General features: G+C 67.8%; 25 protein-coding genes. 7 read left to right on the top strand and 18 right to left on the bottom strand.

Translation table 11 applies throughout. The features are described 5' to 3' along the window. The 12 genes from FCU40_RS14415 to coxB all read right to left on the bottom strand — a co-directional run. A partial coding sequence (locus tag FCU40_RS14415) for a GGDEF domain-containing protein (RefSeq protein ID WP_168075806.1) occupies nt 1-746 on the bottom strand: 746 nt, incomplete at its 3' end. Between the two features lie 36 nt (nt 747-782). Continuing rightward, nucleotides 783-1,352: a GNAT family protein gene (locus FCU40_RS14420; protein ID WP_168075808.1), complete on the bottom strand. Its 570-nt coding sequence runs from the start codon at nt 1,350-1,352 to the stop codon at nt 783-785. 49 nt (nt 1,353-1,401) lie between these two features. After that, nucleotides 1,402-2,670 (bottom strand): pitrilysin family protein, encoded by a 1,269-nt coding sequence (locus FCU40_RS14425; RefSeq protein ID WP_168075810.1) that lies wholly within the window; start codon nt 2,668-2,670, stop codon nt 1,402-1,404. A gap of 46 nt (nt 2,671-2,716) precedes the next feature. Beyond that, nucleotides 2,717-4,114: a threonine synthase gene (gene thrC, locus FCU40_RS14430; RefSeq protein ID WP_168075812.1), complete on the bottom strand. Its 1,398-nt coding sequence runs from the start codon at nt 4,112-4,114 to the stop codon at nt 2,717-2,719. Further along, on the bottom strand, nt 4,114-4,803 hold the full coding sequence (locus FCU40_RS14435; RefSeq protein ID WP_168075814.1) for an SURF1 family cytochrome oxidase biogenesis protein: 690 nt from the start codon (nt 4,801-4,803) through the stop codon (nt 4,114-4,116). The genes thrC and FCU40_RS14435 overlap by 1 nt, the downstream gene beginning before the upstream one ends. Next, the gene (locus FCU40_RS14440) at nt 4,796-5,158 is read right to left on the bottom strand and encodes a DUF983 domain-containing protein (protein ID WP_004623374.1); all 363 of its coding nucleotides are present in this window, start codon (nt 5,156-5,158) and stop codon (nt 4,796-4,798) included. The genes FCU40_RS14435 and FCU40_RS14440 overlap by 8 nt, the downstream gene beginning before the upstream one ends. 72 nt (nt 5,159-5,230) lie before the next feature. Then, nucleotides 5,231-6,103 carry a cytochrome c oxidase subunit 3 gene (locus tag FCU40_RS14445; protein ID WP_004623373.1) on the bottom strand — a complete coding sequence of 291 codons (873 nt, stop codon included), beginning with the start codon at nt 6,101-6,103 and terminating at the stop codon, nt 5,231-5,233. 73 nt (nt 6,104-6,176) lie between these two features. Next, a complete protein-coding gene (locus tag FCU40_RS14450) occupies nt 6,177-6,827 on the bottom strand; it encodes a cytochrome c oxidase assembly protein (protein WP_168075816.1) in 651 nt (216 codons plus the stop codon). Next, a complete protein-coding gene (locus FCU40_RS14455; protein ID WP_168075818.1) occupies nt 6,805-6,966 on the bottom strand; it encodes a hypothetical protein in 162 nt (53 codons plus the stop codon). The genes FCU40_RS14450 and FCU40_RS14455 overlap by 23 nt, the downstream gene beginning before the upstream one ends. Continuing rightward, a complete protein-coding gene (gene cyoE, locus FCU40_RS14460) occupies nt 6,963-7,985 on the bottom strand; it encodes a heme o synthase (protein ID WP_168075820.1) in 1,023 nt (340 codons plus the stop codon). The genes FCU40_RS14455 and cyoE overlap by 4 nt, the downstream gene beginning before the upstream one ends. A 104-nt stretch (nt 7,986-8,089) precedes the next feature. After that, on the bottom strand, nt 8,090-9,757 hold the full coding sequence (gene ctaD / locus FCU40_RS14465) for a cytochrome c oxidase subunit I (protein ID WP_004623368.1): 1,668 nt from the start codon (nt 9,755-9,757) through the stop codon (nt 8,090-8,092). Between the two features lie 24 nt (nt 9,758-9,781). Beyond that, nucleotides 9,782-10,705 (bottom strand): cytochrome c oxidase subunit II, encoded by a 924-nt coding sequence (coxB, locus tag FCU40_RS14470; RefSeq protein ID WP_168075821.1) that lies wholly within the window; start codon nt 10,703-10,705, stop codon nt 9,782-9,784. A gap of 381 nt (nt 10,706-11,086) precedes the next feature. Between coxB and FCU40_RS14475 the strand changes: the two genes are divergently transcribed. From FCU40_RS14475 to tldD, 4 genes are all read left to right on the top strand, one after another. Beyond that, entirely contained in the window at nt 11,087-11,413 is a 327-nt protein-coding gene (locus tag FCU40_RS14475; protein WP_004623364.1) for a PadR family transcriptional regulator, read from the top strand. After that, the gene (locus tag FCU40_RS14480; protein WP_004623362.1) at nt 11,410-11,973 is read left to right on the top strand and encodes a DUF1700 domain-containing protein; all 564 of its coding nucleotides are present in this window, start codon (nt 11,410-11,412) and stop codon (nt 11,971-11,973) included. The genes FCU40_RS14475 and FCU40_RS14480 overlap by 4 nt, the downstream gene beginning before the upstream one ends. A 21-nt stretch (nt 11,974-11,994) precedes the next feature. Next, nucleotides 11,995-12,813, top strand: a complete 819-nt coding sequence (locus tag FCU40_RS14485; protein ID WP_168075822.1) for a DUF2807 domain-containing protein — start codon at nt 11,995-11,997, stop codon at nt 12,811-12,813. Between the two features lie 78 nt (nt 12,814-12,891). Further along, a complete protein-coding gene (gene tldD / locus FCU40_RS14490; RefSeq protein WP_168075823.1) occupies nt 12,892-14,337 on the top strand; it encodes a metalloprotease TldD in 1,446 nt (481 codons plus the stop codon). On the opposite strand, the gene FCU40_RS14495 is transcribed toward tldD, so the two are convergent. Both FCU40_RS14495 and FCU40_RS14500 read right to left on the bottom strand, forming a co-directional pair. After that, the gene (locus FCU40_RS14495) at nt 14,334-14,837 is read right to left on the bottom strand and encodes a GNAT family N-acetyltransferase (RefSeq protein ID WP_168075824.1); all 504 of its coding nucleotides are present in this window, start codon (nt 14,835-14,837) and stop codon (nt 14,334-14,336) included. The genes tldD and FCU40_RS14495 overlap by 4 nt on opposite strands. Nucleotides 14,838-15,254: 417 nt before the next feature. Continuing rightward, on the bottom strand, nt 15,255-17,159 hold the full coding sequence (locus FCU40_RS14500) for an oligopeptide:H+ symporter (RefSeq protein ID WP_168075825.1): 1,905 nt from the start codon (nt 17,157-17,159) through the stop codon (nt 15,255-15,257). 318 nt (nt 17,160-17,477) lie between these two features. On the opposite strand from FCU40_RS14500, the gene FCU40_RS14505 reads away from it, so the two are divergent. Next, a complete protein-coding gene (locus tag FCU40_RS14505) occupies nt 17,478-18,005 on the top strand; it encodes a DUF427 domain-containing protein (protein ID WP_168075826.1) in 528 nt (175 codons plus the stop codon). A 78-nt stretch (nt 18,006-18,083) separates the two neighbouring features. Continuing rightward, nucleotides 18,084-18,233: a hypothetical protein gene (locus FCU40_RS14510; protein ID WP_168075827.1), complete on the top strand. Its 150-nt coding sequence runs from the start codon at nt 18,084-18,086 to the stop codon at nt 18,231-18,233. Here the strand turns inward: FCU40_RS14510 and FCU40_RS14515 are convergent. From FCU40_RS14515 to FCU40_RS14525, 3 genes are all read right to left on the bottom strand, one after another. Further along, a complete protein-coding gene (locus FCU40_RS14515; protein WP_168075828.1) occupies nt 18,230-18,751 on the bottom strand; it encodes a homogentisate 1,2-dioxygenase in 522 nt (173 codons plus the stop codon). The genes FCU40_RS14510 and FCU40_RS14515 overlap by 4 nt on opposite strands. 75 nt (nt 18,752-18,826) lie before the next feature. Continuing rightward, entirely contained in the window at nt 18,827-20,188 is a 1,362-nt protein-coding gene (locus tag FCU40_RS14520; RefSeq protein ID WP_168075830.1) for a glutamate--cysteine ligase, read from the bottom strand. A gap of 149 nt (nt 20,189-20,337) precedes the next feature. Then, entirely contained in the window at nt 20,338-21,054 is a 717-nt protein-coding gene (locus tag FCU40_RS14525) for a 16S rRNA (uracil(1498)-N(3))-methyltransferase (RefSeq protein ID WP_168075832.1), read from the bottom strand. A 46-nt stretch (nt 21,055-21,100) separates the two neighbouring features. Between FCU40_RS14525 and ppk2 the strand changes: the two genes are divergently transcribed. Continuing rightward, the gene (gene ppk2 / locus FCU40_RS14530) at nt 21,101-21,862 is read left to right on the top strand and encodes a polyphosphate kinase 2 (RefSeq protein ID WP_004623348.1); all 762 of its coding nucleotides are present in this window, start codon (nt 21,101-21,103) and stop codon (nt 21,860-21,862) included. Nucleotides 21,863-22,020: 158 nt separating this feature from the next. Here ppk2 and FCU40_RS14535 read toward each other — a convergent pair whose 3' ends face one another. After that, nucleotides 22,021-23,535, bottom strand: a complete 1,515-nt coding sequence (locus FCU40_RS14535) for a peptidase S10 (protein WP_168075834.1) — start codon at nt 23,533-23,535, stop codon at nt 22,021-22,023. Nucleotides 23,536-23,551: the final 16 nt, after the last annotated feature.

The following is a 23,551-nucleotide window of genomic DNA, read 5'->3' on the forward strand; positions in this document are numbered from 1 at the left end:
GCGTCCTGGCCGCCCTCGACCGAAACGGCGCCAACCGACAGGGTCGGGTGAATGTCGAAGCCCGCGATGCGCAGCGGCTGCTCCAGCGAGTCGCGCAACACCGAGGCGGGCTCGTAGCCCCTCGGCTCGCAAAGCACGGCGAACTCGTCCTCGCCGATGCGGCCCAGGATGGCGTCCGAGGGGAAGGCGGCGGCCAGGCGCGACCCAAGCGCCGCCAGCACCAGATCCGCGCGCTCGTGGCCCAGGGCCTCATTGAGACGGCGCAGCCGGTCTAGGTCGGCGACGACCAGCTCATGCACGCCGTCGCGCGACAACCGCTCGCGAGCCCGGGCGATGAAACTGCGACGATCCAGAAGGCCGGTCAGGCCGCAGCGCTCGGAGGCCGAGAATTTGGTTTCGGGGGCGACGACGCCAGCGGCGCGGACGCCTTCTTCCAGCCAGACGCCGCGCCACAGGCAGGTCTCGCCGCCGCGCACGCGGAACCGGGCGACGACCTCGCAACCGGGCTCACGCGGCCTGAGGACCTCCTCGGCCTGGGCGCGGTCCTGCGGCAGGGCCAGGGCGCGGAAGGCGGCGGAGGAGCATTCGGGGGCCAGCGGGCCCAGGCCCAGGGCGCGGGCGGCGCCGTTGAGACGCAGGCGGTCGGCCTCGGGCTCCCAGATCCACAGGGCGACGTCGGCGCCGCTCAACGCCTCCAGCGTCGCCGTCGTGTCCCAGATCCGTCGTTCGCCCGTCTTGAAAGACATGCCCGTCCCAACCGCGTCGAGCCCGATCCACAGCGCTTACTCGGGCGCGATCAGGCCGAACAGACGATGATCTCGCCAATCGCCGTTAATTTTCAAATAAGCGCGGGCGTATCCCTCTTCCGAAAACCCGCATTTCACCAACAGGTTGGCCGAGGCGTCGTTCTCCGGCATGCACGCCGCCTCCAGCCGATGCAGGTTCAGGCCCTGGAAGGCGAAGCGGATCAGGGTCTCGACCGCGTCCCGCATATAGCCCTGGCGCGCGAACGGCTGCCCGGCCCAATAGCCGATGGTCCCGGTCTGGGCGACGCCGCGCCGCACGTGGAACAGACGCACGGCCCCGACCAGGGCGTCGTCTTCCTGGCGGAAGATGAAAAACGGATAGGCCTCGCCGAGCTCCATCTCGCGAGCATAGGCGGCGAGGCGGGCGCGGAACGCCGGGCGCGTCAGATCGCCTTCGGGCCATGTCGGCTCCCAAGGCTCCAGAAAATCACGCGACGCCAGGCGCAGCGCCGCCCACGGCTTATGGTCATGCGGACGCGGCGGCCGCAGATAGACCTTGCGCCCCAGCAGCCGCGGCGGGGGACGGGGCTTTAGGAACGACAGCAAGGCGGATACGCACCAGACTCTGTTTGCTTCACCGCGCCACCTTTAACGCTCACGCCGCCTGGAACAACGCCTTGTCGAAGGCCTCGCCGGCCTTCAGGGCCGACTTGGCGCCGAGCACGGCGGTGGCGGCCTTGCCGGACAGCAGTCGCCCGCCCAGCCGCGCGACGTCGGCGGGCGTCACCGCGTCGACCTCGGCGGCCAGCTCGGCCGGGGCGTACAGCCGATCGAACAGCAGCACTTGGCCGGCGCCCTGCTCGGCGCGAGACAGGGGCTGTTCGCGCGCCATGAACATGTGCGCCTTCAGCTGGGCCTTGGCCCGGGCCAGTTCGGCCGGCTCGATGCGCTCGACCAGCTTGGCGATCTCGCCGGCGCAGACCTTCGCCGTCTCGACGGCGTCGCCCGCCGCGCAGCCGGCATAGATCCCCAGAGCCCCGTGGTCGGCATAGGTGTCGGCGTAGGCGTCGATGTTGTAGGCGAGGCCGCGCTTCTCGCGCGCCTCCTGGAACAGCCGCGAGGACATGCCGCCGCCCAGGCACTCGGCGAAGATCCGCAGGGCGAAATAGTCTTGGTCGCGCGAACCGCAGGCCGGCAGCATGAAGACCAGATGCGCCTGCTCCAGCTTGCGCGCCTCGGCCTGGGGGCCGCCCACGAAGGCGGCGGCCTCGGGGACAGGCGCGCCCGGCGTGGCGGGCAGGTCGCCGAAGGCCCGCTCGGCGGCGGCCATCAGCTCGGCCTCCTCGACCGCGCCGGTGGCGCTGACGACCAGGCGGTCGGCGGCATAGAGCGCCGCGCGCCAGTCGCCCAGCGCCTCGACAGAGGCGGCCTCGACGGTCTCGGCCGTGCCCAGGATCGGACGGCCCACCGGATGATCGCCCCAGCTGGCGCGCTGGATCAGGTCGAAGACATAGTCGTCGGGCGCGTCGGCGGCCTCGGCGATCTCCTGCGCGACGACCTGCTTCTCGCGGGTCAGGTCGGCGGGATCCAGCGTCGGGCGTCGCACGAGGTCGGCGGCGACGTCCATGCCCAGATCCAGCCCGCCCTTCAGCGCCCGCACCTGGAAGCTGGTGCGCTCATAGCCCGTCGCGGCGTTGATCGAGCCGCCCTCGCTCTCGATGACCTCGACGATGTCGCGGGCCGAACGCTGGCCCGCGCCCTTGAACACCATGTGTTCCAGAAGGTGCGACCAGCCCGAGCGCGCCGGATCCTCGTAGGCGGCGCCGCGCCCCGCCACGACGGTCAGGGCCAGGGTTTCGAGACCCGGCATCGGGTCGCAGACGACGCGGACGCCATTGGGCAGGGTGCGGAGGATCGCGGTCATGAGGCGCGGTATCTAGTGCCTCACGCCGCTAAACACCAGTCTGGCTTCAGCTATTGGCCGCGAAGGTCCGCACGAAGGCCTTCACCGACGCGCCGTCGGCCGGGAGGCGCTCGAACTTTTCGGGCTTCCTGGAGAGGTCCGGCGTCGCGCGCGGCGTGCTCGGCAGCAGGCCGGTGGCCGCCTGCACCGCCTCGGGGAACTTGGCGGGATGGGCGGTCGACAGCACGACGACCGGGATCGACGAGTCCAAACGCAAGCCCTGCGCCGCCGCCAGCCCAACGGCCGTATGGGGATCGACGATCTCGCCGGTCTCGTTCAGCGTCGAAAGCATGGTCTTGGCCGTGTCGGCCTCGCTGACCGACGCGCCGCGGAAGAGCTCGCGCATCCAGGCGTGGGCGCCCGGCGGGATGTCCAGCAGGCCCGTGTCGGCGAAGGCGCGGAAGGCGCGGCCGGTCTCGACGCCGTCGCGACGGACGGCTTCGAAATACAGGCGCTCGAAATTGCTGGCGACCTGAATGTCCATGGCGGGGCTCTGAGTGGCCGCCACCGCGCCGCGCGCATAGCGGCCGGTCTCGAAGGCGCGCGCCAGGATGTCGTTGGAATTGGTGGCGGCCGTGACCGAATGGATCGGCAGACCCATCGTCTTGGCCACGAAAGCCGCGTAGGCGTCGCCGAAATTGCCGGTCGGCACGACGAAAGCCACCTCGCGGCTGGGCGCGCCCAGGGCCACGGCGGCGGTGAAGTAATAGACGCTCTGGGCCGCGATCCGCGCCCAGTTGATCGAGTTGACCCCCGACAGGTCGACCGCGTGGCGGAACTGGTCGTCCTGGAAGGCCTGCTTGACGATCGCCTGGCAGTCGTCGAACGACCCCAGCACCGAGATGCAGGCGACGTTTGCGTCGGTCGCCGTGGTCATGAACCGGCGCTGCACCTCGCTGATGCGGCCCTCGGGGAAGAGGGCGACGATGCGGGCGTTCTTGCGGCCCCGGAAGGCCTCGACGGCCGCACCGCCCGTGTCGCCCGAGGTGGCGCAGATGATGGTCATCTTCCGCGACTGGCGCTCCAGCACATAGTCATACAGCCGCCCCAGCAACTGCATCGCCACGTCCTTGAACGCCAGGGTCGGGCCGTGGAACAGCTCCAGCAGGTAGCGGTTCGGGGTCAACTGCTTGACCGGGACGACGGCGGTGTGGGCGAAGGTGGCGTAGGCCTCCTCGCACATCGTCAGCAGGTCGCCCGCCGGAATGTCGTCGCCGACGAACTTGCCGACCACGGCGGCGGCGACTTGGGCGTAGGGTTTGCCCGCGAACGCGGCGATCTCGGCGGAGGTGAACCGCGGCCACTCGGAGGGCACGTACAGGCCGCCGTCGGGGGCCAGGCCGGCCAGCACCGCATCCAGGAAGCCGATGGACGCGGACTGGCCGCGGGTCGACACGTAACGCATCAGGGTCTCAATCTCCGCCAGAGCATGGCGGCATAGATAAACAGCAGGGTTACGGCAAGACCGAACCACGTCAGAGCGTATTCCAGGTGCCGATTGGAAATTTCTACCGGCAGCGGCGCGGGGGTGATCCCGGCGACGGCGGGGGTTTCCTGCTCGGCCATCAGCACCAGCGGCGCGGGCTTGCGGCCAGGAAAGCGCTTGAGGATCTCGCCACGATCGCCGCCCAGCTGCTTGATCGGGGTCAGGACGCCGACCACGCGCCGGGGGGCGTCGAAGGCGCGGGGCGGCGGAGCGACCTGGCCGGTCAGGTCGGGCGCGACGCCGCGATCGACCAGGATCATGTTGTAAGGACCGGCGAGCACCGCGCACGGGGCCTGGGCGCGCCAGACGACATCGCCGCCGCGCACGCCATAGACCAGCGGCAGGGCCGGGCCCGCGACATCGCCGCAATCGACGCTGACCCGCGTCCAGGCCAGGTCGTCGGGCCGGGCCTCGGCGGTGAGAACCTGGACCAGCGGCAGGGCCGGCGCGGTCTTCAGCTTTTCGATGCGCGCGAGGATGCCTTCCTTCCAGTGCAGCCGCTGGATCTGCCAGGTTCCGAGGCCGCAGAGGATCAGGAAGGCGATGGCCGTCGCGATCGTCAGACCGATCGGAAAGGCGCGCGCGCCGGAGGCCGGGGCCTCAGACATCGCCGCGCCCCGCTTCCGAGGCCTTCTGAGCGGCCTGGGCGGCCACCATCAGTCCCTTAGCGGGGCGCATCAGGCCCAGGGTGATGACGAACACCGCCGGCAGCCAGACGATCAGCAGCGCCCAGACCGGCCAGTTCCAGGCGAACATCGAAAACAGCGCCCCGAACGCGCAGATCGTCCCGGCGATCAGGATCACGAAGGTCGCCGCGCCGTCGCCGGTCTCGTACTTGCCCAGCTCGAAGCCGCAGGCCTCGCAGAAGGGGGCCACCTTCAGGAAACCCTCGAACAGGTGGCCCTCGCCGCACTGGGGGCAGAGGCCGCGCGCGCCGGCGGCGTAGGGATTGATCTTGGTCATGGAAACGAGGCCTTGAAACGAAAAAGGCCCGGAACGCTGTCTGGCGTTCCGGGCCCCTTGGGATCTCTCGATCTAGTGGGCCGAGGCCCCGAAGATCACGTAGATGAACGCGAACAGGAACAGCCAGACCACGTCCACGAAGTGCCAGTACCAGGCGGCCGCCTCGAAGCCGAAGTGCTGCTTGGGCGTGAAGGCGCCGTTCATCAGGCGGATCAGGCAGACGATCAGGAAGACCGTGCCGACGAACACGTGGAAGCCGTGGAAGCCGGTGGCCAGGAAGAAGGTCGAGCCGTAGAGGCCCGAGTTGGCGGCGGCTTCCGAGTAGAACAGGTGCTCGTGGTTGATGTGGCTGTACTCATAGACCTGGATGGTCGTGAACAGCGCGCCGAGCAGGATGGTCAGGATCAGGCCCCACTGGGCGCCCTTGCGGTCGCCGGTCTGCAGGGCGTGGTGGGCCCAGGTCACGGTCGTGCCCGAGAGCAGCAGGGTCAGGGTGTTGACCAGCGGCAGGTGCCAGGGCGAGACGGTCTCGACGCCGGCCGGCGGCCAGGTGGCCCAGGCGGTGCGGACTTCCTCGATCGCCGACAGGGTGCGGTGATGATGGAACAGCGCCATCTCGAAGAACATCCAGAACCACGCCACGAAGAACATCACTTCCGAGGCGATGAACAGGATCATGCCGTAGCGCAGGCCGATCGAGACGACCGGGGTGTGGTCGCCGGCCTTGGCTTCCTTGGCCACGTCCGACCACCAGCCGAACATGGTGTAGAGCACGCCCGCGACGCCGGCGGCGAAGATGGCCCAGTTGCCCTTCTCGATGCCGAGCACGCCGCCCTTGATCCAGCCGATAAGGCCGATCGCCATGACGGTCGCGGCGGCCGAGCCGACGAACGGCCAGGGGCTGGGCGGAAGGATGTGGTAGTCGTGTTTGACGGCGCCGGCCATGTTGCTGCTTACCCTTATATCCCTCAGGCCACGGTCGCAGGTTTCCCCCCAGCGCCGTGATCGTTGTTAAACGCTATAGCCCTCTCGACGGTGCGCCGCCAAGGGGTTCCACGATGCGAGGCGGCGCTTCGGCCGCGACTTTCGCCTTCTTCGCGTCCTCGACGGCCGGGAAGAAGGTGTAGCTGAGCGTGATCTCGTTCTTGCCTTGGGTCTCCGGATCGTCGGCGAACTTGGGATCAACGAAGTAGACGACCGGGAACTCGACCGTCTGGTGGGGCTGGATCGTCTGGTTCGAGAAGCAGAAGCACTCCAGCTTCTGGAAATAGGGTCCGGCCGACTCGGGCACCACATTGTACAGCGCCCGCCCCGTCTGGGGCTTGTCGGTCGGGTTGGTGACCTTGAAGAAGGCCAGGCCCGTGTCGCCGATGCGGACGTCCTGGCTGGCCTGCAGGGTTTGGAATTCCCAGGGCAGGTCGCGGAGGTTCGCGTCGAAGCGGATGGTGACCTTGCGGTCCAGGATCCGGGTCGGCTTGGCCACGGCCTTGCGCACCGTGCCGTCGAAGCCCGTCGCCTGGCAGAACAGCTTGTATAGCGGCACGGCGGCGTAGGCCGCGCCGACCATGCCGAAGAAGGTGACCGCGCAGATCAGGGCCACCTTGCCGTTGCGACGGGCGGCGACCTCCCGCGGCGTCAGGCCGTCCTTAGGGGTGCGGTTGGGCGACATTGGCGCCGAGCCTCACGAGGGTGACGATGAACACCAGGACCACGAACGCAGCCAGCCCCAGGCCGATGGCGATGTTGCGGCCATTTCGGGCCTTGGCGGCCGCGTCCCGCGCCGCCCTGTCGTCGACGGGTTGATTCACTTCAGCAGCTCCAGGGCGGGAACGCCCGCGACAGCCTCGCCCAACAGGGCGGCGAACAGGGCGAACAGATAGAGGATCGAGAAGGCGAACAGATTGCGGGCGGCCTTGGCGCCGGCGGCGTGCTCGTCCTCGTCGACCTCGTAGAGGGCGCGATCGGTGACGCGCGGATCGGCCGCGTCGCCGGCCTTGCTGGCGAACACCCGCCAGGCCAGGACCAGGAACACCGCTCCCCCGAGGGCCGCGACGGCCAGATAGATCGGACCGCCCAGGCCCGTCAGCACCGGCGACAGGCAGATCGGGATCAGGATCAGGCTGTAGATCAGGATCTGCTTCCGCGTTTCCTTGGCGCCCTTGACCACCGGCAGCATCGGCACGCCGGCCTTGGCGTAGTCGGTGGTGACGTACAGCGACAGCGCCCAGAAGTGCGGCGGGGTCCAGAAGAAGATGATCGCCACCATCAGCCAGGCGTTCAACGGCGCGTGGCCGGTGGCCGCGGCCCAGCCGATGGCGGGCGGCAGGGCGCCGGCCAGGCCGCCGATGACGATGTTCTGCGCCGTCCAGCGCTTGAGCCACATCGTGTAGACGACGGCGTAGAAGACGATGGTGAAGGCCAGAAGGCCCGCGGCGAACCAGTTGACCGCGAAGCCCAGGAACATCACCGACAGTAGGCTGAGCACCACGCCCAGGGTGGCGGCTTCCTCGCCCTTGACCTTGCCGGCCGGGACCGGGCGGCCGCGCGTGCGGCGCATCTGGCGGTCGATGTCGGCGTCGTACCACATGTTCAGGGCCCCCGAGGCCCCCGCCCCGATGGCGATGCACAGCACGGCCACGGCGCCCAGCAGCGGATGCACCGGCGCGCGGGCGGCCAGCAGGCCGGTCAGGCCGGTGAACACGACCAGCGACATGACGCGCGGCTTCATCAGCTGGAAGTAGTCCTGCCAGCGGGCGGCCTGGATCGCGTCGGAACGCGGGGCATCCGGCGAGATGCTGTCCGGAGTCATGGCGGCGGTCTTCGACATGGAAGCTTGAATATACCGGTCTTCAATGGGCGAAGGGGCGCGGTCATGACCTTTCGGGTCTCGACCGCGCCCCCAGGCTTAGGATCCGATCCGGAGGACGAGCCTTAGTGGTGGCCGTCTTCCTTGATCACGGGCGGTTCGCTGAATTGGTGGAACGGCGGCGGCGAGGACAGGGTCCATTCCAGCGTGGTGGCGCCTTCGCCCCACGGGTTGGCCTCGGCCTTGCGGCGACGAATGGCGGCTTCGATCAGCACGATCAGGAAGACGGCGACGCCGACCACCGTGATCATGTAACCGACCGACGAGACGTAGTTCCACTTCGCGAAGGCTTCCGGATAGTCGACGTAGCGACGCGGCATGCCTTGGAGGCCCAGGAAGTGCTGCGGGAAGAAGATCAGGTTCACGCCGACGAACATGACCCAGAAGTGAACGCAGCCGAGGAACTCGTTGTACTTCACGCCCCACATCTTCTCGAACCAGTAGTAGAAGGCCCCGAAGATGGCGAACACCGCGCCCAGCGACAGCACGTAGTGGAAGTGCGCCACCACGTAGTAGGTGTCGTGCAGGCTGTAGTCGATGCCGGCGTTCGACAGGACCACGCCGGTGACGCCGCCGACGGTGAACAGGAAGATGAAGCCGATCGCCCACAGCATCGGCGTCTTGAAGTCCAGCGAACCGCCCCACATCGTGGCGATCCAGCTGAAGATCTTCACGCCGGTCGGGACGGCGATGATCATCGTCGCGGCCACGAAATAGGCGCGCAGGTTGATGCTCATGCCGACCGTGTACATGTGGTGAGCCCACACCACGAAGCCGACGAAGCCGATGGCGACCATCGCGTAGGCCATCGCCAGGTAGCCGAAGACCGGCTTCTTGGAGAAGGTCGAGACGATGTGGCTGATGATGCCGAAGCCCGGCAGGATCAGGATGTACACTTCCGGGTGACCGAAGAACCAGAACAGGTGCTGGAACATAACGGGGTCGCCGCCGGCGGCCGGGTCGAAGAAGTGCGTGCCGAAGTTGCGATCGGTCAGCAGCATGGTGATGGCGCCGGCCAGGACGGGCAGCGACAGCAGCAGCAGGAAGGCGGTGATCAGCACCGACCAGGCGAACAGCGGCATACGGTGCAGGGTCATGCCCGGCGCGCGCATGTTGAAGATCGTGGTGATGAAGTTGATCGCGCCGAGGATCGACGAGGCGCCGGCCAGGTGGAGGGCCAGGATGGCCAGGTCCATGGCCGGGCCCTTGTGGCCGATCGTCGACAGCGGCGGATAGATCGTCCAGCCGCCGCCGAAGCCTTGGCCGGGACCGCCGGGCGTGAACATCGACGTCACCAGCAGCACCCAGGCGGCGCACAGAAGCCAGAATGAGATGTTGTTCATCCGCGGGAAGGCCATGTCCGGCGCGCCGATCATGATCGGGACGAACCAGTTGCCGTAACCGCCGATCATCGCCGGCATGACCATGAAGAAGATCATGATCAGGGCGTGGGCGGTGACCACGGCGTTGTAGCCGTGCTTGGTCTGCTCGACGAGACCCATCAGGTGGATCGGCGAGTCCGGACGGAAGATCTGGATGCCGGGGTTCATCAGCTCCCAGCGGATCAGGCCCGACAGGGCCCCGCCGACAATGCCCGCCATGATGGCGAACAGGATGTAGAGTGTGCCGATATCCTTGTGGTTCGTCGAGAAGAACCAGCGCTGGAAGAAGGGCGGCTTGTGGTCGGCGTCGTCGTGACCGCCGTGGCCGTGAGTGTCTGCGGCGTGAGCCATCGGACTGTTATCCTAACGAGCGTTCTAGACCGCCGGCGCGGCTTTCGCCGCGGCCGGAGCGGAAACGGGAGCGGCCGGAGCCGAGACGGGAGTCGCGGCCGGAGCGGCGGCGGCGGGAGCCGCGGGCGCGGCGGCCGGCGCGGCCTTCGACTTCACCCAGGCGTCGAACTCGCCTTGCGAAACCACGTGGATCTCGATCGGCATGTTGGAGTGGTCGACGCCGCAGAGCTCCGAGCACTGGCCGTAGAACACGCCGGTCTTCTCGGCCTTGAACCAGGTTTCGTTCAGGCGGCCGGGGATGGCGTCGATCTTCAGGCCGAAGGCCGGCAGGGCGAACGAGTGGATGACGTCCGCGCCGGTGACCTGCACGCGAACCACCTTGCCCACCGGCACGATCATCGCCTTGTCGGCGGCCAGCAGGTACGGGACCTTCTTGGCGTCGGCGTCTTCCTTGGACAGCGGCAGGGAGACGATCTCGCTGATCTTCTGATCAGGATATTCGTAGCCCCAGTACCACTGATAGCCCGTGGCCTTCACGGTCATGTAGGGCTTGGGCATGTCGTTGTAGTGGAACAGCAGCCGGAACGAGAAGATGGCGATGACCATCAGGATCAGGACCGGCACCAGGGTCCAGATGATCTCGATCGTGGTGTTGTGGCTGAACTTGGCCGGAACCGGGTTCGCTTTCTTGTTGTAGCGCACCACGATCCAGATCAGCAGGCCCAGCACCAGCAGGGTGATGCCGGTGATGATCGGCAGCAGGATCACGTCATGGAACCAGATCGCGTGGTGCTTCAGCTCCGAAGCGGCCGGCTGAAGGTCGATCGCCCCCGGCGTCGGCTGGCCCAGCAGATCCTCGGCGAGAGCATGTCCCGCGAACATCATCGTGGCGGCGAGCGCCGACGCGCCCGTCAAGATCCGCCGAATCCCCGAAAATTGCGCCTTCATTTCCCTCACGGCCCGTTTCGGCGGATTTGACCTTTCTCAAGGTCTCGCCGCGCCGACTTGCTTATTACGACACACGATCGGCCCCCTTGCGATCGACGCGCCTCGAAATGAGTCGCGCGTCGGCGCCAGCCCGTCCGCATGTTGGTCCATCGGCTGCATACGCGCATCGCCAGCGGTTGCCAAGCCGCTGAGACCGCGCGCGTGGCCCGCGATTGCCCGCCTGCCCAAGACCCGCGCGCCTAGTCGAGAATCATTCTTAGAAAACCGCGACGATTTCGCCGGATGGGACCTCCGCGTCATTACGTATCGTTCATGGATAGGTACCTTGCAGTGATCAGTACCTGGCGGTAGAAGAGAGCATCAACGGAGGCAAGAGACGCCGTGCCGGAAACAATCGAGATTCAACTGAAAAAGGGGGTGCTGGCCCTCTGCGTGCTGGCCCTGCTCTCCCGCGCCGACAGCTACGCCTACGAGATCGCCAGCCGGCTGACGAAGGACATCGATATGGGGGAAGGGACGATCTATCCGCTGATGCGCCGCATGCAGTCGGATGGGCTGGTCGAGACCTATCTGGTGGAAAGCCAGAGCGGTCCGCCGCGCAAATATTACCGCCTGACCAACGCGGGCCGTCGGAGCTTCGAGCAGCAGAAAGCCGAATGGGCCGCCTTCTCGAACGCTGTCAACGACATCGTGGGAGCCGCCGCATGACCCGCGCCGAGTTCATTTCACGTCTGCGCCGAGGCCTGGCCGGCCTGCCGGTGACGACCATAGCCGACATCGTCGCCGATCACGAGGCGCACTTCGCCGACGCCGAGGCCGCCGGCCGCAGCGAGGCCGAGGTCGCCGCGGCCTTGGGCGATCCGGACCGCCTGGCCCGCGAACTGCGCGCCGAGGCTGGCCTCAGGCAATGGGAAGAGAAGAAGAGCCCGTCGAACGCCGCCGGCGCCATCGTCGCCCTGCTGGGCCTGGGGGCGCTGGACGTGATGTTCCTGCTGCCGCTGCTGATGGGGGTGCTGGGCGCCCTGTTCGGAGTGCTGGTCGCCGTGGTCGCGCTGTTCATCGGCGGCGGCTTCGTCTTCGCCGTCGGACCGCTGGCCTCGCCGCCCGGCGGACCGATCACCGCGTTCCTGATCGGCCTGGGCCTGATGGCCGCGGCCACCTTCCTGGGGGCGCTGCTGACCGCCGCGACGGTCGGCCTGTTCAACCTGGTGGTCTGGTACGGCCGCCTTCACTTCCGGCTCCTGAAGCCGGCCATCGATCAAGTTTGAGCGAAAGGGAGGGGACCTGACATGCTGATCCGCAATACGCTCATCGTGGGCGCCGCGAGCCTAGCTCTGGCCGTCGTCTGCTTCGCCGGCGTCGCCTGGGTCGCCGGACCGGAAATCATCAAGAACGGCTGGACCATTCCGATCAATGGCGACGAAACCATCGTCGTTCGCGACGGCGGCAGGGTCATCCATACCGGCCGCCATGTCGGCCTGGGTCACGGCGGCCCGGCGCCGGCGCTGGTCGACCGCACCTTCGCCTGGACCGGCAAGGACACGCTGTCGATCGACCTGCCCGTCGACGTCACCTACGTCCAGGGCGCCGACGCCAAGGTCGTGATCTCGGGTCCCCAGGCCTATGTCGACCACATGCGGGTCGAGGGCGGCCGGCTGACGCTGGACGACGAGGACATCGTCGAGCGCGCCACCATGACCCTCGGCGCCGACGGCCTGCAAGTTCGCAGCGACGCCGAAAGGGTCAAGGTGACGGTCGTGGCGCCGGCCGTGACCCGGTTCGAGGTCGAGGGCTCGGGCGACCTGAAGATCCACCGCTACGACCAGCCGCGCCTGTCGGTGTCGATCGAGGGTTCGGGCCGGGTCAACGCCCAGGGCAGGACCGAGACGATCTCGGTCGACAATTCCGGCTCGGGCTATGCCGATCTCTCCGATCTGAAGGGCCGGGACGCCGTGGTCGACGTCTCCGGCAGCGGCGGCGGCGCGGTGTTCGCCACCGGCAAGGTCAAGATCGACATCTCCGGCAGCGGCGACGTCGAACTGCGCACCGCGCCCAAGAGCGTCGACACCGAAATCACCGGCTCCGGCGAGGTGCGGCGCGATTTCTAGAAGGCGACGACGTCCACGGACGGCTCGCGACAAAGGGGCGGGGTGACGGACGCGTTCGGAAGGCCTACCTGTAGGCTCATGAACGCACCGCTCCCCGCCTCTTCACTGTTGGGTCCATCCATCCTGGACGCCGCCGGCGTCGATCCCGAACGCGCCCAGCGGATCCTGGGCGAGGCCCTCGCCGGGGCCGATGACGGGGAACTGTTCCTCGAGCGCTCCGAGAGCGAAGCCTTCGTCTTCGACGACGGACGCCTGAAGAGCGCGGCCTATGACAGCGGCGAGGGCTTTGGCCTGCGCGTCGTGGCGGGGGAAACGGCCGGCTACGCCCACGCCGCCGAGATCAGCGAGGCCGCCATCCGCCGCGCGGCCGATTCGGCCAGCCTGGCCAAGCGCGGCCACGCGGGCGTCTTCGCCGAAGGTCCCCGCGCCACCAACGAGAAGCTTTACGGCGAGGACAATCCGGTCAGCGCGCCGGACTTTTCCGACAAGGTCGCCCTGCTTCAGGAGATCGACGCCTTCGCTCGCGCCCGCGACCCGCGCGTCGTGCAGGTGATGGCCTCGCTGGCCGGCGAGCGCCGCGTGGTCGAGATCCTGCGCGCCGACGGCCGGCTGATCCGCGACGTGCGCCCGCTGGTGCGGGTCAATGTCCAGGTCACCGTCGAGAAGGACGGCCGCCGCGAGAGCGGCTCGTCGGGCGCCGGCGGCCGCGCCGGTTTCGCCGCCTGGATCTCGCCGGACAAGTGGCGAGACCAGGTCGACGAGGCCCTGCGCATGGCGCTGGTGAACCTCGACGCCGTCGCCTGTCCGGCCGGCGAGATGGACGTGGTGCTGGGTCCGGGCTGGAACGGCGTGCTGCTGCACGAAGCGGTTGGCCACGGGCTGGAAGGCGACTTCAACCGCAAGGGCATCAGCGCCTTCTCCGGCCGCATCGGCGAGCGCGTGGCCGCCAACGGCGTCACCGTCTTCGACGACGGCTCCCTCCCCGGCCGCCGAGGCTCCCTGACCGTCGACGACGAGGGTACCCCGACCGAGCGCACGATTCTGATCGAGGACGGCGTTCTGGTCGGCTACATGCACGATCGGATGAGCGCGCGCCTGATGGGCATGAAGGCCACCGGCAATGGTCGCCGCCAGTCCTACGCCCACATGCCGATGCCGCGCATGACCAATACCGGGATGCTGGCGGGGAACGACGATCCGCGGGAAATGATCGCCTCGATGAAGCGCGGCCTCTACTGCGCCAATTTCGGCGGCGGCCAGGTCGACATCACCAACGGCAAGTTCGTCTTCCAGTGCACCGAGGCCTATCTGGTCGAGGACGGCAAGATCACCGCCCCGGTCAAGGGCGCGACCCTGATCGGCGACGGCCCCTCGGCCCTGACCCGGGTGACGATGATCGGCGACGACTTCGACTTCGATCCCGGCATCGGCGTCTGCGGCAAGGCCGGCCAGGGCGTGCCGGTCGGCGTGGGCCAGCCGAGCCTCAAGATCACCGGCCTGACGGTCGGCGGCACGGCGGTTTAGGTCGCGAGCGTCCGCTCCAAGTACGTCACCGTCTTCTTCCCGCCGTGGATCCTCGCCGTCCCCACCGCGACGAACCCTAGCGCGGCGTGGAAGGCCTCCGAGGCCGGGTTGGGCGGGTCGGAATTGACCTCGCAGACTATCCGCTCATGGCCCGCCGCCCGGGCGACGGCGAACAGGTCGTCATAGAGCCGCCGCGCCAGCCCCCGGCCCCGCGCGCCGTCGTCGACCACGACCCGGTCGACATAGACGAAGGCCGGATAGCGCTCGCGGAACCACAGGAAGTTGGGGCTGTCGTAGTCGGCCGCTTGGTCGAAGGTCAGCAGCAAGGCGTCGGCGACGCCGATTCGGCGGGCGACGAAGGCTTCCGAAACCAGATGCGCCAGCCGCGTGGGCTCCAGCCAGGACAGTTCCTCGGCATGGGCGTTGTTCAAGGCCAAAAGCGCCTCGCCGGCCGGGCCGACCAGGTCCGCCGCCGTCAGCCGCGTGATCGTGTCGGTCATCGTCCCTCCCTCCCCGTTCGACATCCACGACCGCCGCGCGCCTCGCAAATCCGGGCGGACTGTCGGTTTCTGTCGAAGGTTTAATGCACATTTCGCGCTTGTAACTGTCCTCGCCCGCCGCGCGCGGTCAACTTGCGCGGGTCGCGCCAGGGACGGCGCGCGAGGGATGGACGACGCTGCGCGCGACCGCGACGCACGCCGTCACAAGCCCTTCAAAGGAACACGCCAAACCACCGGACGGACCCGCGACGTCCGCCAAGCTTCGAACGAGCTTCGGGTAGGAGCGGAAAGCGGCCCTGGCGATTTGAGCCATCGCCAGGGCCGTTCCCACCTGGAGTGAGACGCGGCCCCTCCGCGTCTCGGAGAAGGGCCCCGGCGGATCACCCGGGGCCCTTCGTTTTTTCCCGCGCCCGGCCTTTAGGCCTGGCCCGAGACGGTGGAGTCGGCGATCGGCCCGGCGTCGACATCGTCGGCGCCGTGCGACCACTTCTTGAGGACCGGGGCCAGCAGCAGGAACAGCACCCCGATGCCGATGGCCGCCAGGCCGATAACCTTGAAGACCAGCAGGGCCTGCGCCATGGCCGCGCCCGGATTCAGCACCTGACCAGCGATCGTCTCGGTCGAGGCGATCGCCGCGATCCAGCCGCCGAACAGGTTGGCCATGGCCAGCGCCATGTACCAGACGGCCATCACGAACGAGACGATGCGCAGCGGAGACAGCTTGGTCATCTGCGACAAGCCGACCGGCGACATGAAGAGCTCGCCGGTCGTGTGCAGCATGTACATCACGACCAGGAAGATCAGCGGCATCTTGAAGGTGGGGCCGGCGAACTGGGCGCCGAGCAGCAGGACCAGGAATCCGCCGCCGACCTGGATCAGAGACAGGCCGAACTTGATCATCGGACTGGGGTTGACGCCTCTGCGCGTCAGCACGGTCCACATCGCGGCGAACACCGGCGCGTAGATCAGGATCCAGCCCGCCTGGATGGCCTGGGTCTGGGCCGCGTTGAGGTCGGTGTTGATCCACAGCCTGCCGGCGGTCGAGATCCCCGCCGCCGCGAGTTGACTGGGAGCGCCGAGCACCACCGCGCCGCCGAACCATTCGGCCGGCTTGGACAGCAGCAGCAGGTCGACATTGGTGGCCGCGAACAGGTTCAGCGACGAACCGGCCTGCTCGAACAGCGTCCAGAACACCACCGCGCCCAACACCAGCACCGTGACCAGCAACAAGCGCTCGCGCTCGACCTTATCGACCTTGGCGAAGGCGAACCACAGGATGTAGGCCAGCGAACCGAACATCCCGGCGATCAGCGCGCCTCGCACCACCGGCGTGTACTGCACCAGCAGGAACACCGCCGCCACGGCCAGCAGCGAGACGCCGTAGATCACCACCTCGCGCGTGACGGGACCGGCGACCCTTTCCTTGAGCTTGGCGTCCGCCGGCGGCTCGCCCTTGCCCAGCAGCCAGGGCTTGCCCAGCACGAAGATGACGAAGCCGGCCAGCATCCCCAGGCCCGCGGCGCCGAAGCCGGCCCACCAGCCAATGTTGACGCCCAGAATGCCGCACAGAATGGCCGCCCAGAACGAGCCCAGATTGATGCCGTAGTAGTAGAGGGTGAAGCCCGGATCGCGGCGCGGGTCGCCCTGCGGGTAGAGCTGCCCGACCAAGGCGGCGACATTGGACTTCATGAAGCCCACCCCGACGATGATCAGCGACAGGGCCAGCCAGAAGATGTTGAGATAGGTCGGGTCGCGGTCCTTGACGTCCAGCTTGTATTGGCCCTTGGGCAGCACCGAAGGCAGGCCGGCGCCGGCCGGCAGGTCCTTGATCTCGAAGTCGCCGGTCTCGGTGGCTTTGACCGCGTAGGGCTTGCCGGCGACGACCATCTTGGCCACGCGCTCCTCGCCCCGGCCCTCGGCCTGGAAGGCGTAGGCATGGCCGCCATAGGTCAGGGTCTGGGTGGCCGGCGGCCCCTCGATCGCCATGGCCAAATGGCCGGCGACCAGCAGGATCGCGCCGAACGCGACGGCCTTGCGGGTGCCCAGATACCGGTCGGCCAGGAAGCCGCCCAGCAGCGGAACGATATAGACCAGCGAGGTGTAGGAGCCGTAGTGGCCGCTGGCGACCTTCGAGTCGAACAGGAAATGCTGGGTTAGATAGAAGATCAGCAGCCCCCTCATGCCGTAGTAGGAGAAGCGCTCCCACATCTCGGCCAGGAAACAGATGATCAGGCCGCGCGGATGGCCGCGCAGCAGCTGGACGAGGACGGGCACGCCGGTCACGAGCGTGACCAGGATCCCCGCGGCGATGACGACATTCATACGCGAACCTTGAACCGTGACGAGAAGCGGGACGCCGCCCCTAGGCCCGTCGAGCTTGGATAACCTCCAACTCGATGAAAAAGCCCGAGAAGCAAAACCTTGGAGCGCGTCGGACGGCGAAATCGCTCATACGTTCGCCCGACGCGCCCCAGGTCAAATCATTCCGCCGACCCCAAGTTGGCGGGAGAAGATCACGCGTCAGACCGTTTCACAAGCAACGGCTTGCCGCCGCCCCGGCCGCGCCCATCTTTGTCCGGAGCTTGGCCGAAACCCCATGCGTTTCTCCAGGCGACCCTATTCCACGGACGGGAGCCCGGCATGAAGATCCCCGACGAGACCCACCCGATCACCATCACCCCGGCCCCGAACGCCGTGCGCGCGCTGTTCGCGGGCCACGAGATCGCCGACAGCGACGATGTTCTGGTGCTGCGGGAGGCCAGTTATCCGCCGGTCTTCTACTTTCCGCGCGACCACGTGCGGATGGCCTTCCTGCGACGGACCGACAAGGTGACCCACTGCCCCTATAAGGGCGACGCCTCGTACTTCACGATCTATCGCGACGGCTATCTGATCGAGAACGCGGTATGGTCCTACGAGACCCCTTTCCCGGCCGTGGAGGCGATCGCGGGCCGCGTCGCCTTCTACCCCGAGCACGTGGAGTTCCAACTGGGCGACCGCGCGACGACCGAGACGACGGCCGTCGACGTCGACGACGTGGTTCGTCATACCGACAGCGGTTCGGGCCGCAGCCAGGCCGAGCCTTGGCCCCCCAATGTCGAGACGCCCGATCCCGACCACGTCGAACGCGATGTCGATCGCCCCTACCGCGACACCGGGTCGCTGTAGGCGTTTCTTAAGCGCCCGTTAACGCCTGGAAGCGCTGCCTTGTAAGGCCGCTCCCGTCAGAGGAGCGCGGAGGAAGCCATGGCCTACGTCACGTATCATCGGACGTCCGCGGTTCACGCCTCGGCCGAACGTCCCGTCCGCCGCTTCGCCTGGGGCCGCCTGCTGGCCCTCGCCGCCACGATCGGATTATGGGCGGCGATCATCGCGGCGGTCCGAGTCGTCCTTTAGGGTTTGACCGTCACCAGGATCGGAAGCGTCGTCTCGACGCTCGACGCGATCTGGATCACGTAGCGGCCGGGTCGCAGATCGAAGTTGACGATCTTGCGGACCGTTGAACAGGCGGGTCCGTGGCCGTGAGCGGTCGAGCGCAGCGCGACGCCGTCCCTGATCACATCGACCCACGCGCCCGCGCCCAGCGCGACGGCGTAAGTCCCCGCCACGGGCGCGTCGAAGGCCAAAAGCCCGCCCTTGGCGTCCGGGATGGCCGGACGGTCGGGCTTGACCGGATAGGTAACGTCCGCCGCCGGGCTCAGGGTCGCCGCATAGGCCTTCCCGGGCGCCAGAACGGCCTTATCTAGCCCCGACACGCCGCGGGCGGCCGCGAGCGGGGCCTTGTCCCGCCAAGCCCCCAGCTCCGGCGGCAGGTCGGCGTCCTTTGCGACGCAGGTGTAGTCCGGCGCGGCGGCCTGGGCCTGAACGGCGGCCGGCGCGGCCAGGAGCGCGAGGACAAGCAGGAAGAAACGCATTGAACGCCTCGTTATGAAGATTAACTTCATAACGTCACGAATTGCCCGCCACGGCCAGGGCTGACGACAACCCGCTCAGTAGGCGAAATCGGTGAAAAGGCGACCGATGTCGCCGCGCCATTCGCCATTGTACAGCGACAGCAGGCGTTCGGCCGGCGTGACGCCGCTGTCGGCGATCTCTTCCAGTTCGCCGAGATAGATCGTCTCGTCCAGGAAGCCGCCGTTCATGTAGGCGCGGTTCTTCAGGCCCGACTTGGCGATGGCCACGAAGTCGCGGGCGACGTCGCGGACGCCGCGCCCCGCCACCTGGGCCTTCAGCCCCAGCCTCGGCACATCGCGGCGCAGGCCCTCGCGATCCTCGATCGTCCAGTCCTTGCAGAGGTCCCAGGCCGCCGCCAGGGCCGCGTCGTCATAGAAGACGCCGGTCCACAGGGCCGGCAGAGCGCACAGGCGGCTCCACGGGCCGGCGTCGGCGCCGCGCATCTCCAGATAGGTCTTCAGGCGCACTTCGGGGAAGGCCGTGGTCGTGTGATCGGCCCAGTCCTTCATCGTGGCGATCTCGCCCGGCAGCTCGGGCAGCTTGCCCTCGATGAAGTCGCGGAAGCTGCGGCCGGCGACATCGATGTACGTGTCGCCGCGCTTGACGAAATACATCGGCACGTCGAGGGCGTAGCGGGCGTAGCGCTCGAAGTCGAAGCCGTCCTCGAACACGAAGTCCAATAGGCCCGTGCGGTTCGGGTCGGTGTCGGTCCAGACATTGGCCCGGGCCGACAGGAAGCCGTTCGGCTTGCCTTCCGTGAACGGGGAGTTGGCGAACAAGGCGGTGGCGATCGGCTGCAGGGCCAGGCTCATGCGGAACTTGGCGACCATGTCGGCTTCGCTGGAGAAGTCCAGATTGGCCTGCACCGTGCAGGTGCGCAGCATCATGTCGAGGCCGAGATTCCCGACCTTCGGCATGTAGTTGCGCATGATCACGTACCGGCCCTTGGGCATGACCGGCACCTCCTCGCGCTTCCATAGCGGCGAGAAGCCCAGGCCCACGAAGCCCAGGCCCAATTCGTCGGCCACGGTCTTGACCTCGTCCAGGTGCTGGCCGGTCTCCGCGCAGATCTCGTGCATGGTCGCCAGCGGCGCGCCCGACAGCTCGAACTGGCCGCCCGGCTCCAGGCTGACATTGGCGCCGTTGCGCTCCAGCCCGATGATGGTCTCGCCTTCCATGACCGGCGTCCAGCCGAAGCGCTGAAGACCCGTCAGCAAGGCGTGAACGCCCTTGTCGCCCTCGTAGGGCGCCGGCGCGTGAGAGCCGAGATAGAAGCCGAACTTCTCGTGTTCGGCGCCGACGCGGAAACGCTCGCGAGGCTTGCTGCCCCGCGCGAAATAGTCGGTCAGGTCGGCGAGCGTCAGCTGACGCTCCTGGACGCTAGCGGTGTCGGCCATGCAAGCCGTCCCTCCCCAGGGTTTGCGATGATGCTGGAGGAGAGGGCCCAATCTCTCCGCCGACGGCGATACTACTCGGTCACGCCCAGTTGGGCGTTTTCTTTGAGAACCTCAAGGGGGCGCCTTGAGCATAATCTTTCCTGGCCAGCCTAACGCCAGTCGCCGGCGGCGGCTTGCCAGAGCGTCATGGCCGAAATCGCGGCCGTGTCGGCGCGCAGGATGCGCGGTCCCAACGACACGGGCGTGACGAAGGAAAGCGCCCTCAGTCGTTCGCGTTCCTCCGGCGCGAAGCCGCCTTCCGGACCGATCAGGATCGCCGCCGGCGCGCCGGTTCCAGCCAGGGCCTCGATCGCCGGCCTGGCGTCGCCGCCCTCGTCGCAGAACACCAAGCGGCGGGACGGGTCCCACGCGTCCAGGATCTTGTCCAGCTTCTCCGGATCGGCGATCTCGGGCACGTCCAAACGACCGGTCTGTTCGGCGGCCTCCATGGCGATGGCGTCCAGGCGGCCCAGCTTGACGAAGTCGACATTGGTTCGCCGCGTCACTGTCAGGCGAACCCGGCGCGCGCCCAGCTCGGCCGCCTTCTCCACGATGGTCTCGACCCGCCCGCGCTTGACCATGGCGATGATCAGGTCGAGGTCGGGACCCATCGCCATCGGACGGGTCTGTTCCTCGGCCTTCAGCAGGCAGCCGCGCTTGGTCGCCTCGACGAGGCTCGCGCGCCACTCGCCGTCGCGGCCATTGAACAGCAGGAGCTCGTCGCCGACCGACAGCCGCATGACCGAGGTCAGGTAACGGGACTGGTCGACGGTCGGAACGACGCCGACGCCGGCCGAGAGGTCGTTGGGAACAAACAGACGGATCATGACGTCCTTCTAGCTCATCTCGCCTTTCCGGGGGTAGGCTGACGTCATGAGCAAGCAAGACGACTACGAGAACGAGCTGGCCCAGCTGCAGCTGGCCCTGATCGCCACCCAGAAGAAGGCGATGAAGGAGGGCTGGAAGACGCTGGTGATCTTCGAGGGCCGCGACGCCGCCGGCAAGGACGGCGTGATCGCCCGGGTCACCGAGCATCTGTCCAAGCGCGACACGACGGTGGTCGCCCTGCCCAAGCCGAACGCGCGCGAACTCACGGAGTGGTACTTCCAGCGCTATGTCGAATACCTGCCGGCGGGCGGCGAGACGGTGATCTTCAACCGCTCCTGGTACAACCGCGCCGGGGTCGAGCGGGTGATGGGCTTCTCGACGCCCGAGCAGCAGGAGCAGTTCCTGAAGGACGTGCCGGCCTTCGAACGGATGCTGGTCGACAACGGCGTGCGGTTCGTCAAGTTCTGGTTGGACATCACCCGCGAGGTCCAGGCCGAGCGCCTGAAGGCCCGGCGCGACGATCCGCTGAAGGCGTTCAAGACCAGCGAGCTCGACAAGGTCGCCCAGGACAAGTGGGACGACTACACCAAGGCCCGCGACGAGATGCTGATGCGCACCCACAGCGACGTCTCGCCCTGGGTCTGCGTGCGGGCCGACCACAAGAAGGAAGCCCGCCTCAACGTCATCCGCTGGCTGCTGCACGCCTCCGGCGAGAAGAAGCTAATCAAGGGCGTCGCCCGGCCCGACCCGAACGTGATCTTCTCGTTCGAACCCCGCGCCCTGGAGGACGGACGGCTGGCGCGATAGCCCCCTCGATCCGACCTTCCCGGCGAAAGCCGGGACCCAGATCGAACCCATCAACATCTGGGATGATCGCCGGATCGTTGGCGCGTCATCCCCAACCGCTCGGGCTGAATCTGGGCCCCGGCTTTCGCCGGGGAAATCGGGTTTAGGGTGAGAGGGGGCTATTTCGCCTCGAACAGCGCCGCTACGTCCTTGCGGAAGGCCGCGCCGCTGTCGGGGCGGCTGTAGAACATGTGGCCGCCCGGATAGACGCTCAGCCTAACGCGGCCAGCGGCGGTCTTGGGCATCTGGTCGATCACGAGGCGCGAGACGAAGTAGGGGCACGACAGGTCGCCATAACCGTGGACGACCAGCACCTTCATCTTCGGATCGGCGGCGACGGCCTTGCGGAAGGCGGTGACCGACTCGGCCGAGCTGAACCAGTTCTTCTCCCAGTTCTCGCCGACCTCGCCGCTGAGGGCGTTGTAGCGCCCCTCGGCCTTCCAGCCGACGACGCGCGTGGCGAAGTCGACATAGGCGCTGGTGGTCGGGGCGATGATCGAGTCGAGGATCGGGTCGCCGCTACGCCGGTCGGCCGACCACGGGAAGGGATCGTCGGCGACGACGTTGCTGTCGTACCAGCTGCCGATCTTGCCCTCGGCCCGGCGGCGCTCGCGCAGATAGGTCTGGCTGTCGATCCGGCCGCCCAGGGTGCGGACCAGGCGCGGATCCAGGCCCGTATAGGTCGCCACGTGGGTCACCAGATCGTTGAAGGCGGCTTCGTCGGACGAGCCCTTCAGCAGGTCGACGACCATGTCGCCGCGGGCGAAGGCCTCGATCGGAGCCATGGCCTGGGCGCCGATCGGCTTGCCCTGACGCTCCAGTTCGGCGGCGGCCATCGACGGCAGAGAGGTGATCCAGGGCATCGGCGAGAAGTCGCCGCCGACCTCGGCCTTGGCGTCCAGGAACGGCGAGACCATCACCACGCCGCTGACGCCGACGCCGTACTCAGTCTGCAGGGCGTAGGTGATGCGCGGCGCGCGGAAGCCGCCATAGCTCTCGCCGGTCACGTACTTGGGCGAGGCCATGCGGCCGTTCTTGACCAGCCAGTCGAAGACCACCCGCGACAGATAGGCGATGTCGGAGTCGACGCCGAAGAACGTCTTCTTGGTGGTCTCCAGATCGACCAGCGAGCGGGAATAGCCCGTGCCGACCGGATCAATGAAGACGAGGTCGGTGAAGTCCAGCCAAGAGGCGGGATTGTCGATCAGGGCCGGCGAATCGGAGGGGGCGTCGCCGGCCGCGCCGAACTGCACGCGCTTGGGCCCGATGGCGCCGAGGTTCAGATAGACCGAGGCCGCGCCCGGTCCGCCGTTGAACGCGAAGGTGACGGGCCGCTTGGTTCCCGGCGCCGCGCCGTCCAGCGTGTAGGCGGTGAAGACGACGTCGGCGATGACCTTGCCCTTGCCGTCGCGCACCGGCAGCGAGCCGACCGTGGCGGTGTAGGACAGGGTCTTGCCGCCCAGGACCATGGTCTGCTTGACCGACTTGTCGGCCGGCAGCGGCGGCAGGCTGATGTCGCTCTTGGCCTCGGCGGCCGGCTTGTCGCCGCCCTTCTCCTCGGCCAGGGCCGGCCCGGCCCCGATCAACGCGGCGGCCAGCAAGCTCGCGACGCCCGCCTTGAAAGACTGTTTCATGTTCACCCCTCGACTG

Origin of the sequence: Caulobacter sp. SSI4214 (genome assembly GCF_012184455.1) — a bacterium.
GTDB lineage: Bacteria > Pseudomonadota > Alphaproteobacteria > Caulobacterales > Caulobacteraceae > Caulobacter > Caulobacter vibrioides_E.